Consider the following 12928-nt stretch of genomic DNA (forward strand, 5'->3'; position numbering starts at 1 on the left):
AATGCCATAGCGGGAAAAGATCATGATTTCATTCCGTGCCTTGAAACTCTATGCCGTAATGGTGCTCTGCGCCCTTGTGTTTCTGGTATTCGTACCCAGCGTGGGTAATGACTTTGTTGATTGGGACGATTACTCGTTTGTGGTTCGGAACCCACACATAACCTCGATTTCGCTGCGTTCCGCGGTCTGGATGCTGACCACCTTTTCTGAAGGGGTGTGGCACCCTCTGACCTGGTTTTCCCATTCTCTGGATCTGGCCCTGTGGGGACCGAACCCGGGTCCACACCACCTCGTGAGCGTACTGATTCACGTCTTGAATGTGGCGTTGTTTTTCACCGTCTGCGGGCTGCTGCAAGACGCGTGGGTCCAGCGAAATCCCTCCCGCACCAGCCTATCCGAGACCAGCCGGTTCATAGCGGCCCTGGTTGCGGCGTTGTTGTTTGGCGTTCATCCTTTGCGAGTGGAGTCGGTGACGTGGGTAGCGGAACGGAAGGACGTTCTATGCGCTCTGTTTTATCTTTCGTCCATGATTTTGTACCTGAAGTATGCGTTGGCAGGGGACTCAGGTGCACGAAAGAGGTTTTACCTGTTCGGTGTTTTGCTCTTCGCTCTTGCACTGCTTTCAAAGCCGATGGCAGTGACACTTCCGCTCGTGCTCCTGCTTCTGGATTATTTTCCCCTTTACAGGCTTAGGATGGCGTCCTTTGGGAGTCTCCTAAAAGAGAAGGCTCCGTTTCTGCTCCTTGCCGCCGCAGCGATGGCTATGAACGCGGCAGCAAAGTGGGGGACGGCTATCCCGCTGTCTTACGTGCCGGTCCACATGCGTCTCATGAACGCTTTCCATTCTATCGTCTTCTACATATATCAGACGGTTTTCCCCTCCAAACTCGTACCCATTTATGAAATGGATAGAAATCTTGACTACTTTGGTCCCAGTTTCGTTCTGGCCGCCTGCGGCGTGGCTGCCATAACGGGCCTGTGTCTATGGCGAGCGGTGAAAAAGACCCGTCTATGGGCAGCCATATGGTTTTACTATCTGATCACCTTGGGACCGGCCATGGGCTTCTTCATGGCCTATAGGCACGCTGCGGCCGACAGGTACACCTACCTGCCAACCATGGGATTGCTGCTGTTGATCGGCCTGGCAGCCGCGCGGATGTGGGAAGCGGCCGGAAGACTGAAACAGCCCTTGCCGGCAAAGGTGGGGCTGGCGGCCTTTCTGCTTCTGGTCACTTGTGCCTACGGGTATCAGACTCAGAAGCAGATCGCGGTCTGGAAAAACTCGGAAACGCTTTGGCGCTATGTTATTGAAAATGCGGACTATGTGCCTGATATGGCCTACTTCGGGGTTGGAAAAGCACTGGAAGAAAAAGGCCAACTGGACGCGGCCTTGGCGAATTACGAAGCGGCTCTGGCCTTAACCCCCCAGGATAACCGATATAGGAGAAAGATCGCATGGATTCTGGCGCAGAAAGGGGAGACCGAAAAGGCACTGGCAATGGTCAAGGAGAACGTCGACCGAGAACCCATGAATCCTTCCGCGCACGTAAACGGCGGGAAGATCTTGGCGCTTTTAGGCCGGTATGATGAAGCGGAGCAGTCGGCCCAAAAGGCTTTAGCGCTCAACCCGGATTTCCAGCCCGCTTTTGATCTGTTGATGATGGTTTATCTGGAGAGAAATGACCTGGTCAAGGCCCGTGAGTATTACGAAAAACGCGTATCAAAAGGCTACAACGTTCCCAAGGAAATCGAAGAGAGGCTGGGAATTCGGAATCCCCGCGGGAAAACCTCCGGGCCTTAGTAACCCAACCTGGTTTCCCCGGCGATTCAAAATCACCGCGCCTTTTCGCGTCCGCGTTGCTGGAGCGCCGCCTCCAAATTCCTTCGCGAGGGAACGTCCTCAGGATTGATCCGGACCGCTTCTTTGAAGTGGGCCACTGCGGCGTCCAACAACCCCATTCGGGCCAGTAACACCCCGACGTCGTTATGCGCCTTCCAATGGCGGGGGTCAATTTCAATCGTCCTCTTAAGGTGAATAAGTGATGCGGAGGTGTCTCCCGCAGCCATAAGGGATTTTCCCAGCCCGTAATGCTTCGGAGCCGAGCAAGGGTCCAGTTGAACGGAGCGCCCAAAATAGCGCGCCGCCCTGGCAGGGTCACCGGACTTCATCAGTATTTCCCCGATGGTTTCAGCTGGGGCAGGGTTGTCTCCGGCAGCCTCGACCGCTTTTTCGAAATAGCTTGTTGCGGAATCCCGATGGTTTTCCGTCATCAGGACGTCTCCAAGGCCCACCAGAGCCTCAGCGAAACCGGGATTTACTTCCAGCGCTCGCTCGTAGTAAACCTTGGCTTCGGCCGAATTTCCGAGACCCGCGTAGGCCCTTCCCAGGGTAACAAGGGAGTGTCGGTCTCTCGGATTTATTTCCAGCGCCCTTTTCAGCAAACCTATGGCTTCGTCGTGTCTGCCTTTGCCGTCGAGTTCAGCGGCCAGGTTATTCAATGCCTGGAGTCTGACGTGTTTCTCGACGTTCTTGCTGTCATGAGGAAATCCTGCAACGACGTCTCCCCAGAAGACAATAGGGTCATTCCACAATTCCGCCTTGGAGCGAGTGACAGCGCTTAGGCCTATAATGCCGACGCATAGCGTCAAGGCCAGTCCGGCCGGGAGCCAACGCAAGCGCGGGGAGTTCGCGACCTTTCCTGAAACCAAGAGCAAAAGATCCGCCAGCACGAGCAACAGACCGAACATCGAGAGCGATGGCCTGTATCCGAAAAAAAGGTATTGCGGCACCAGAAACGCCTCAGGCAACAGGTTCACAAAGAAGAAGAGCAGTCCAAAGGCGATCACAGGCCGTCGGCGTAACAGATAAAAGGCAGCGGCAAGATATGCCGCGACGCCGACAACCGCGGGCAGGGTCGTGAGCGGCTGCAGGATAGAGCCCGAGATCTCACGAGCCTCGCATAGCCTCACGTTGGCAGGAAGCGGCAAGAAGATCATCTCGAGGTACGAGAACATGACCCGGCACTGCGAGAGGGCCACTTCCTTCAGGGTCAAGCCGCTTTCCAGGTAATACCTGGAAACCGTGTGGAAGAACCCCGAGGATTCGCCCGCACCGTGAGGCCGCTCCAGAAAAGAAAGGGCCCCAATGCCGACCAGCATGGCAGCGGAGCAAATAGCAATCGGTTTGACCAGGCTCCGGAAATTTGACCGAAGTAATGTGACCTCTGCAAGGATCAAAACCAGCGGCAGGGTCACGGCGTTTTCTTTGCTCGCGATGGCGCAGAGGGCCAGAATCGCGAAGATCGAGTATCCCGCGATTTGGTTGCCGATTCGTCCCGTCCTCGTCGCCAGGTAGGCGAAAAACGCGGAGAGATAGAACAGGCACGAAAGCAGAGCCATTCTCTGCCATATGTACACCACCATGTAGGTCTGTACCGGATGAACGAGAAAAACGAGGCCAAGGAGGAAAGCAACTATCCTTTTGTCCCGTGAAGCGGTTTCATAAGGAGAAGAGGCCAGGTCAAGAATCAAGAGAAGCAGAATTGTCACCGCCAGCGAAGTGAGAGTGATCAAAGCCACATTCGCCAGTCGGAAGGAAAAAGGATCCATTCCGGTTACAAGGTAATTCAAATAGAAAGTCAGCATCGCCAGCGGCCGTTGCGGAAATATTCCGACCACGTCGAGAAGGCCGCGGCAAAAGAGGTGTTGATTCCCTTGCAGTCGAACCGCGGAATCATAATACATGGGAGCTTCGAGGCCGGGATAGTAAGTTGCCAGGGCCACAAGAAAAAATAGAAGACCTGACGGAATAATCAAGAATGGCCTAGGCCCTATCATTCGCGCTCTCATAAAGTGGCCTTCCGTAACTCCGTAGGACATCATTCTTCTTGCCGTTCAGGTGGGCAAGAAGGCTCTGGTTGGCCTTTCTGTCATGACGTTAATCAGGATGTATGCAATAATACCAATTGGCCTTCATATGAGTAACATCCAGAAATTGGTTCAATGCTGGCCCTGGCCTATCTTCCCCGCTGCGAACGCCACGCAGCGAAGTGGCGGGCTACGCTTCTGAGGCCTGCCGGGGCCAGCTTCCCCCATTGTCACTTGTTAGAACGCGCATCGGAACAAGCGCGTCCACGCTGTTCATTGCGCTCCAAAGCTGCGAAGGTAACGCGACAATCTCCTGGAACCTTCGTAACACTGGCTGGCCAGAAAGACAAAGAGAACAGGTTCAATGAAAAACTTGAATCGCATGTTCTCCCACCTGTCGCAGAGTACTGACAACAGAGCTATGACAAAGGCTGGAAGAAAGAGTCCAACCCCGCCCCGGTAATCGCTCCTTTTGGCGCCCAGCATCCAGATTCCCACTGCAATAGCCAGGGCTACAGGGAGAACGGGAGCGGAAAAAACAAGATCATAAGCACGTCGCCACGGCAGCCGCTCGACTATGACGTTGCTCTCGCATGTGCTCGACGGTCTAAAGTATATCCTCAGGTTCTGGATATAGTTTCCAGCAAGCTCGCCTGGGGAAGAAGAAGCAACTCTTTCAAAATATTCACGCGTAAGCTCATTATTAATAGATAAGTAATTCTCGTTATTGTAGTTGACCGATCCCTCGATCTTCTTGATTCTGGTGAGCACCCTGGGTTTATCTAACACGGGTTCCTCGGTGGGGAATTGCTGGGCATATCCTCTATAACTTACGTTATATCCTATTGATTTTAGGAGACTAAGCCCAGTGAATGAGCTGGTGCTAGCCAAACCGAACTGATGAGTTTGTTTAGCCGTGTAAAGGCTGATCACCACCCCTGACACTATAAAGAATATCGCCAGAGAGCGAAGAGGGAGTTTGACCAGCAGCAGAGACAGAGTGAAGAGAATGAGCCAGGGCGCTTGAAAAAGGGAGCGGGTGAGAAACAGCAACAGGAAACATAGTACCAATGGGCCAGCCGAGTGTATTGTGCCTTCTTTCGCGCGCCAAAGAAAATAATAAAAGCACAGAATCAGGGTCGCTGTTAGGAAGGTAGTTTCAAGATAAGTGGCATAAAGAATGCAAGCAGGGTGGACCAGGAAGAGACAAGTTGCTGCAGCCGCAAACCATGTAGTCGATATCTCAGAAAGCCAGATGAACATGACAAAGCCCGCAATACCATACACCAGTGCCCAAAGGATGTACAAGGTGAAGTCGACATTTCGTACCAGGTCGCCGGAATCGTTTGTGTTCCAAATCCCGACCAAACCTGCTCTGATTGCGTCGAAAACCGGTGGGTCTATGTGAAGGTTCCATAGGGACCTCAGCGGTTCATCCCGCAAATCTTCAATCGAGACGGTCTGCATCATCCGCTCTGAAGACCATGCCTGAAAGTACATCCCCTTGATTGCCAACGGCCTAAACCAAGATTCGAGGCCAAGTAGAAACAGTGTTGCACAGCAACCGACTAGCACACCCACGACCAGGCGATGTTGCCGGGGCGACTCTTTTGTTGCAATAGGGAACCTCATTGAATTCCGTTCCGGCATGAACTGGAATTATGCAGCGTTCTTGCCATATTGGGGTTTTTCAGGTGGGTAAAGGGTCTTCCGAATGCTCCTCAGCCTCCACATGGGAATCGCGTTGTCTCGTACGATACTCCGGGAAGGCTCTCCTGCCACTATTACCTCAGGAAACACCTCGGTGTGGATTTCGCCTGTAAATAATCCGCACTATTTGAGGCAGACCACAGGCACGACCTACGGGGCCAACAATGAACAAAAAAACGCGAGGGATTGCGCAAAGAAGGAATCCCTCGCGTTCCCCTTTTCCGCGAATATCGCTATTCTGCAAGAAGCGTTTTGAGTTCCTTGTTGAACTCAGGCACCACCTTGAAAAGGTCCCCAACGATCCCGTAGTCCGCTTTGGTGAAAATGGGGGCTTCCGGGTCCTTATTCACGGCCACGATGACCTTGGAGGAGCCCATGCCCGCAAGATGCTGTATGGAACCGGAGATACCGCACGCGACGTACAGGTTGGGCGTAACTGTCTTGCCGGTTTGCCCCACTTGATCGGAATGAGGTCTCCATCCCGCGTCCACAGCGGCCCTTGAAGCCCCAACCGTCGCTGTTGGTCCGAAAATTCCAGCCATTTCTTCAAGCAGCGAGTAGTCCGTCCCACCCATTCCTCGGCCGCCTGAGACTATTATCTCGGCTTCCGTCAAGTCCACTTTGCCGCTGGTGTCGAGGCTGAGTTCCTTGGTCTTGTACGTCGGACGACTTGTGTCCGGGCTGAAAGCGACCTTTTCGACCGTTCCGGCCTTGGGATTCTCCGCGGTTTCAAGCACGTTGGGCCTTGCGGAAGCTAGTTGCGGCGAAACCGTCGAACTCCACTGCGCATAGCACTTGCCCGCGTACATGGGGCGTTTGCCCACTAGTGTGGTGCCATCCAGTTCAAAAGCGATACAGTCGGCAATATGCCCCACGCCGAGCTTGGCAGCGGTACGCGGGGCCAAATCCTTGCCCTGCATGGAATGACTAATAAGAAGGATTTCGGGCTTTTTTTCGCCGACCATATGGGCCAGGGCCTGGGCGTAAAACTCCGAATTGTAGGTCTCCAACTCGGGAGCTTCCAGCACATACACGGTGTCCACGCCGTAGCGTGCCAGGTCCGGGGCAAATTGCTCGCCTTGAGGACCCATCAACACTGCGGCCAGCTCACCGCCCATACTGTCCGCCAGCTTTCGTCCCTGGCTGGCCAGCTCGAAAGCCGATTTCTTGATCTTTCCTGCTTTGATCTCCCCATATATCATCACGTTTGACATGTTGTTACCCCTTCTACGATGTCACGTCTTCTCGTTCGTCAAAAATGCCGTCAGATTATCTTGGCTTCGTTGCGAAGCGCCTGTACAACCACCTTAGCCGCTTCCTCCGGTTCCAGCCCTTCGAACTTCTTCCCGGCCTGTCGTTCAGGCGGCATGGTGTAGTTCTTCGATTGCAATTTCGGGTCTGCACTCACGCCAAGGTCAGCTGCCGTTTTTTTGTCGATCGGCTTCTTTTTGGCCTTCATGATACCAGGCAGCGACGCATACCGCGGCTCATTGAGGCCTTTCTGGGATGTCACCACGCAGGGCAACGACACTTCGACGATTTCTTTTCCGCCTTCCACGTCTCTTTCCACGACCGCGCTTTTCTTGTCGTCAGACACCTCCACCTTCGTCACCAGGGTGACCTGGGGCAGCTTGAGCAATTCCGCAAGCATTGCACCGGTGGCGGCGAAGTCATCGTCAATCGCGCGGTGGCCGCAGAAAATAATGTCGTATTGCAGTTGGGCCGCTGCAGCGGCCAGAGCTTGAGCACTGACGAGAGGGTCAGCCTGGTTCAGGGCTTCGTCGCTAACATGAACACCTCGATCGGCCCCCATAGCCAGCGCAGTCCGTATCGCCTCGGTAGCGCGATCAGGGCCGATGGTCAAGATTACGACCTCTCCCTCTTTGAATTTCTCCTTGAGACGGAGCGCCTCTTCGACACTGAATTCATCGTAGGGATTGATGACGTACTTGATTCCATCAGTCACTATACCAGTCCCGTCCGCGTTGACCTTGATCTGCGTTTCCGTGTCAGGGACCTGTTTCAGGCATACCAGTGATTTCAAGGATAATCCTCCTTTCGACTATTTCTTAGCGTGTGGCCCAGCTTCTGTTAATGTTTCGCCCCTGCGCCCCTCCAGCCGTTCCTACATGCTTTCCCATTGGGGTGCAACCCGCGGACAAGACCGCTCAGAAGTGGGTAGGGAGTTCCAGGGTCAACTTGCTGCAAAACTTTTCGAGTTTAACGAGGGTTGATTCGTGAGTCAAGGAAAAAGTTAACAAAACCGCGGCGGTGATGGCCTCGGGACTCCGCCCTCGAAGAGAGGGAAGGTTCGACGACTAGCAATTTCAAAGGCGGGCATGTTTGATAACAGCCGGAGAGGCGCGTCCTTCATCCGCGCGACAAGCGTCGTCCTTCACCGGCTCTGTTTGGCTTTCCGCTCCAGATCCACGATCTCGGCGTTGAGACGATTCTTGTTGCTCTCGTCCTCTTCGACCTTTAACGCCATTCTGTACCATCTCGATGCATTGGCCGCTTCGCCCTTCTGTCTGTAGATAGATCCCAGATGCTTCATGGCCATGATATTATTAGGTTCCTGGGCCAGAATCTCCGTAAGGTCCTTGATGGCCTCACCATATCGTCCCAGTTGTTCCAGGATATAAGCTCGGTTTCCTAACGCGGTCATCATGAGCGGATTAAGTTCGATGAGTCGAGAGAGATCTTGCAGTGCATTCTCCGGTTCACCCGTATCGAAATACAGGGCCGCCCGATTAATCAACGCTTCGGTGTTCTCGGAATTTAGGCTTATGGCTTTGTTGAAGTCCTTGAAGGCCTTTGTGAAATCACCGCGCAACCTGTGGGCCATGCCGCGAGCCATGTAGGCCCCTTCGAGCTGAGGATCCAGTTTGATGGCTTTGTCGAGGTCGGCAAGAGCTTTTTCCACGCGGCCTTGAATCAGAGACACCTTCCCGCGGTTGTACAACGCTGTCACACTGTTGCTGGAAGCGCTCAAAGCCCGATTAAACAAATCCAGAGCTTCGTCAAGGTCCCCGGAGTTCGCTTTCGTGATCGCGAGGCCGATCAGGTCTGAACTATGACCGTTGTTTGCTTCCTGGGAATTGGCACCCCATGAGGGAGAGGTTGCGACGGCCGTGGCGACGGCGAGTACGAACACAGCCATTGGTAGCGTCTTAATCTTGTTCATAACCGCCTCACTGATTACGACGAACCGAGGTGTCGCTGCGATTCATGGCATGGCCGACGGGGCACACGGATTCTTTAAAGAAGAAAGCAAAGAAGTCCTTTGAATATGCGTCCTCATATCGTTCCAGAGTGTACTTGGACTGTTCAGGGGACAGTTTGAGCTTCCGGACCAGATTACCGTAGGAGTCCCTCAGGTACAGGTTTCCTACTATGTTGTGAGGGTTCGCGTCCGCGTGAATCCCGCGCTCGCATCCGGCAAGCACAAGGGCTTTGGCAAGGTCCTTGGTCCCAATGTGATGCCCGATGGCGAAGACCACATTGCCGTCCTTGCGGATCCCAAACGCGCTGCGGTGTGCGACATACCAGAAATGCTTCCCATCCTGATCCTTTCCGCCGCCTCCGAGCAGGAATCCCAAGCCTATTTCCGCGTCTTCCTTCCGGCCGTTGCGTACCACAGACTGAACTACCATCCCGTCCTTAACGATCAAATGCCGCAGCTGCCGCGCGTCACGCACCAGGCCGACGGGGATCTCCGAACTCCATTCACGAACGTCTACCGATCCATCCTTATACACTATCAGTGTGGCCATCCCGTCAACTAGGGGATAGACGACTTTGCCCCTGAACATGGCCCCCGCGCCGCTGGAATGACGCTGCATCCACATTGCATTGGTAACGGCCATTATCCTGGACCGCATGTCAGACTCAACCTCGGAGCTGGCTGCGGGAGCGCCCGGTTCCTGCGATCCCACATAGTACTGCATGAAGGCCTTGCTCATATCCACGACCATCATGTAAACCACAGCATTGGGGAAATCCACGCTCGGCCGGTAAAACGTCTTGTAAGCCATCGGCCTGCCGGCAGCGTCCCTGGGGGAACCTGAGGACTCCCACACACCTTCGCTGGGAAGGCGAGGAGACGTGTACAGCGGCTGGATATTGTCCAATTGAAGCTGGTCGAGGGGGTCTCGTGACAGGAGATTGAACTCGTTGCCCCTGGTCAGCCTGACAGTATCTTTGTACAAAGCGGAATCGCTCTCCGCAGGCGCGCGTTTGTCGGTTTTACCTGTTCCCTGCTTGCCTTTTGAGCGAGAAGCCTGGGCAAGATGTATGGCTTCAGTCGGTTTACGATCAAAGGACCTGAATGTCGAAGACGAAGCGCCGAGATTAGAGTCCGCCTGCACAGGCCCGATTTTTCCGCTGCCAGCGTAACCCTCCCCCAACCACCAGAACAGCACTGGAAGCGCTAAAATTGCAATTATTCTTCTACCCAACTCAAACCCTCTAAAAGTTTAATTTAAGCAGGAGCCCCCTGAAATTATGCCGGGGTATTCTACATCTATACTGCAAAACACGATAAATTTCAATAACAATAGTGCATTGGATGACTCCGACGCTAGAAGAACGCCCGTGGAAATTGAAATGACGCCATATTCCGCCAAGGGAAATGTGCCATGTTCAAACAATTGCAAGGCGCCCGGACTGAACTACGAAAAGGTCATCAAATCAATTAGATGCCGGATTGAGTTGCGCCGCCGAGGTGGCGTCGCAGGAAAACGGCGAGAGCACCATAGGCCTCTTCTTCCTGCGGGAACAAGTCAGGCCAAAAATAGAACCCGTGCGGCATGCCTTCGCGAACGAAGAGTTCGACCTGATTTGAAGCCGAAGTCCGGAGCTTGCGCGCGAATTCTAAGCAGCTATCCACTATCGGGTCATGCGTCCCGACAATGATCATGGCGTTGGGAAAGCCGCCCAGGTCCCCCCGCAAGGGACTCACGTGGGGATGCGTCCATTCGGAGTAGCGGCAATACGCCCCGCGCGCGAAGCCCATGAAGGGCGCATCATAAACCACTCCAGTGGGGGCCATCCTATTGAAGGACTCGTATTCTTCGAATAGAAAATCGAGCACGGGCGCGAACATTACCGATACATCGGGCGGGGCCAGATTTTGCGATCGAGCCAGCAACGGCAACACCGCCGCAAAGTTGCCCCCGGAGGAATCACCCGCGACGCCGACTCTTCCTGGGTCTCCTCCGATATCGGGACCGTGTTCGCGCATCCAGCAGTAGACCGCCAAACAGTCATCAAGTCCGGCAGGGAAGGGCCATTCCGGCGCCAGACGGTAGTTGACGCTGACGACGATGACGCCGTTTTCTGCGCAGATCCTGCGCGTTATGTAGTCGGTATCCTCCGAGCGGCCTAGCATGAAGCCGCCGCCGTGGACGTACAGCATCATCGGCCTGTTCTGCGCCGTCGCATCCGGGCGGTACACTTGGCAGCGGACCGGACCGTCAGGTGAGGGCACATACATCTCCTCGACGGTCACGTTCGGGAACATATGATCCCAGTGTGGTATGGCTTCCAGCCCGCCGGGAGGCATCTGGCCCGCGTATACGGCCCGCACCGGAAATATCATCATGTCGCGCAGGGTCACGGGGCTACGGACTTTGGCCAAGAGATCGTACATGGAGGCAGCGGGATCGGCCGAATCGATGCGTGTCACCCCAGGGCCGTCAGTCCGCTGGTCTACCGGGGTCCCATGAATCACCGAAGACGAAGGGTCTCCCATGTCTCGGTCTCCCTGTGGATATGGCGCTCCAGCGCCGGCAATTGGATTATGTTCGATGTTACGTTACGGTCGACGGCAGGCCCTAGTGCCTTCAAGGTTGGTTAAAACGAGCAAGAATAGCTTCCAGGACACTACCACCGATGGCTCGAGCCTTTTCCGAAATGGTGCTGCAATATTGTACGTTTTCCCGTGGGTCCACGTCTCCGATTTTAAGACCTTTATTGACTGGGGTGGAGGACCTTATCAAGCCCCGCAAGACGCCCCCCACGCCCGCAGTGACCCGTTTGCCAGAAACGTGGCCGATGGTCTGTCCTTTTTTGACAAAGGCCCCTATTTCCAGGTCCGACTCGAAGACCCCATCCGCGGGCGCTCGCAGAACTCTGGCCGTGGTGGCCCCCCCGATGTCACCGGGAATTCCTGTGTCCGGGTCGGCTTCGCCGTCCAATATCGGTCGCGCAAGATTGTGGCCTCGGTTGGTCTCTATTACGCAATGAACATCTCTGCCCGCGCAGAAACCGGGCCCCAAACCGATCACCAATGTGGCATCGCCGATACCGGTCCCGAGATTGCGCTTGGCCAGGATGGCGTCGACAATGATGTCAGGCTTGATAGCAGTTCTGGAGTTGTTCTTGGGATCCACCAGGACCGGGACGAGCCTCTCGTTCCACAGGCCCACTGCCTGATCGGGAGTAGAAATGGCTACGGCCTGCACACCTTCAACCGTGGTCGTGCCCTGGTAAACGGCATCGCAAAAACTGACCAAACGCCGTACCGCAAGAGGCTGCGCAACCTCGGTCATCAGGATCTTGTAGAACCCGGACCGATGGAGCCGGCACGCGGTCCCGGTGGCCATTTCACCCGCGCCCCGAATCATGATTTTTAGGTCAAAGAGGTTGTTTGGCATTCAATATTCGGCGTTCAGCCGCCGTAATCTTTTAACGCTTTGACAATGGTTTCCTTGGATACCACCCCAAAGAAACTGTCTTTTATTTCCCCGTCGCGGATTACGAATAATGCTGGTATCTTATTAACACCGAAGCGTCGGGCGATCAGGTTCTTGTCCGTGTCCAGTTTACCTATGACAGCGCGGCCGTTCAAATCGCGGGCTACTTCTTCGAGTACGGGATCGAGCATACGGCATGGAAAGCACCAGTCCGCGTAGAAATCCACCAGGATGGGCTGAGATTTGGATGCCTCCACCACATCTGCCTGAAAATTCTCGTCGGTAAAATTCTTAAGATTGCTTGATTGTGGCTGAACAGCGCCCTTCTTATACATTGACAAGCCGACAATGAGCCCACCGACGATAAAAAAGACTACTACAGTTACTATTATCGTGCCCGTTTTGTTCATTTAACCTCCGGGTGGGCAACTACTATTAAATAGTTTACTTCACTTCAGCCACGATGGGAATAGTAATCTCTCGGGTTCATCCGCCAGCTGTCCACTAACACAGTGGTGGGTCAGGCACGCGGGTGGATCTCATTCGGGAAGAGCTATGGAGACCAACTACAGCAGCTCCTTCTGTCATACGATGCCTTCTGTATTTGGTGGCAATCCGTGATACCCTTCGAGAACTGCTAAAGTGGTTTTACATCG

Annotated in this window: 11 protein-coding genes; 2 read left to right on the top strand and 9 right to left on the bottom strand. The window is 54.4% G+C overall.

Annotated features, from left to right (window positions below; translation table 11 throughout):
• The first annotated feature begins 22 nt into the window (after nt 1-22).
• Nucleotides 23-1801 (top strand): tetratricopeptide repeat protein, encoded by a 1779-nt coding sequence (locus HY913_03055; protein ID MBI4962231.1) that lies wholly within the window; start codon nt 23-25, stop codon nt 1799-1801.
• Between the two features lie 32 nt (nt 1802-1833).
• Here HY913_03055 and HY913_03060 read toward each other — a convergent pair whose 3' ends face one another.
• Nucleotides 1834-3837 carry a tetratricopeptide repeat protein gene (locus HY913_03060; protein ID MBI4962232.1) on the bottom strand — a complete coding sequence of 668 codons (2004 nt, stop codon included), beginning with the start codon at nt 3835-3837 and terminating at the stop codon, nt 1834-1836.
• 303 nt (nt 3838-4140) lie between these two features.
• On the bottom strand, nt 4141-5499 hold the full coding sequence (locus HY913_03065) for a hypothetical protein (protein ID MBI4962233.1): 1359 nt from the start codon (nt 5497-5499) through the stop codon (nt 4141-4143).
• An 82-nt stretch (nt 5500-5581) separates the two neighbouring features.
• Between HY913_03065 and HY913_03070 the strand changes: the two genes are divergently transcribed.
• Nucleotides 5582-5833, top strand: a complete 252-nt coding sequence (locus tag HY913_03070) for a hypothetical protein (protein ID MBI4962234.1) — start codon at nt 5582-5584, stop codon at nt 5831-5833.
• On the opposite strand, the gene HY913_03075 is transcribed toward HY913_03070, so the two are convergent.
• The 7 genes from HY913_03075 to HY913_03105 form a co-directional block, all read right to left on the bottom strand.
• Nucleotides 5811-6791, bottom strand: coding sequence for an electron transfer flavoprotein subunit alpha/FixB family protein (locus HY913_03075; protein MBI4962235.1), 981 nt, complete (start codon nt 6789-6791; stop codon nt 5811-5813). The genes HY913_03070 and HY913_03075 overlap by 23 nt on opposite strands.
• A 50-nt stretch (nt 6792-6841) precedes the next feature.
• The gene (locus HY913_03080) at nt 6842-7621 is read right to left on the bottom strand and encodes an electron transfer flavoprotein subunit beta/FixA family protein (protein MBI4962236.1); all 780 of its coding nucleotides are present in this window, start codon (nt 7619-7621) and stop codon (nt 6842-6844) included.
• Between the two features lie 351 nt (nt 7622-7972).
• Nucleotides 7973-8761, bottom strand: coding sequence for a tetratricopeptide repeat protein (locus HY913_03085; GenBank protein ID MBI4962237.1), 789 nt, complete (start codon nt 8759-8761; stop codon nt 7973-7975).
• Between the two features lie 7 nt (nt 8762-8768).
• On the bottom strand, nt 8769-10034 hold the full coding sequence (locus HY913_03090) for a hypothetical protein (protein ID MBI4962238.1): 1266 nt from the start codon (nt 10032-10034) through the stop codon (nt 8769-8771).
• 236 nt (nt 10035-10270) lie between these two features.
• On the bottom strand, nt 10271-11329 hold the full coding sequence (locus HY913_03095) for an alpha/beta hydrolase (GenBank protein ID MBI4962239.1): 1059 nt from the start codon (nt 11327-11329) through the stop codon (nt 10271-10273).
• Between the two features lie 91 nt (nt 11330-11420).
• The gene (locus HY913_03100) at nt 11421-12233 is read right to left on the bottom strand and encodes an EF2563 family selenium-dependent molybdenum hydroxylase system protein (GenBank protein ID MBI4962240.1); all 813 of its coding nucleotides are present in this window, start codon (nt 12231-12233) and stop codon (nt 11421-11423) included.
• 14 nt (nt 12234-12247) lie between these two features.
• Complete coding sequence (locus tag HY913_03105) at nt 12248-12607, bottom strand: thiol reductase thioredoxin (GenBank protein MBI4962241.1); 360 nt, start codon at nt 12605-12607, stop codon at nt 12248-12250.
• Between the last annotated feature and the right edge of the window lie 321 nt (nt 12608-12928).

This window comes from Desulfomonile tiedjei (genome assembly GCA_016212925.1).
Classification (GTDB): Bacteria; Desulfobacterota; Desulfomonilia; order Desulfomonilales; family Desulfomonilaceae; genus JACRDF01.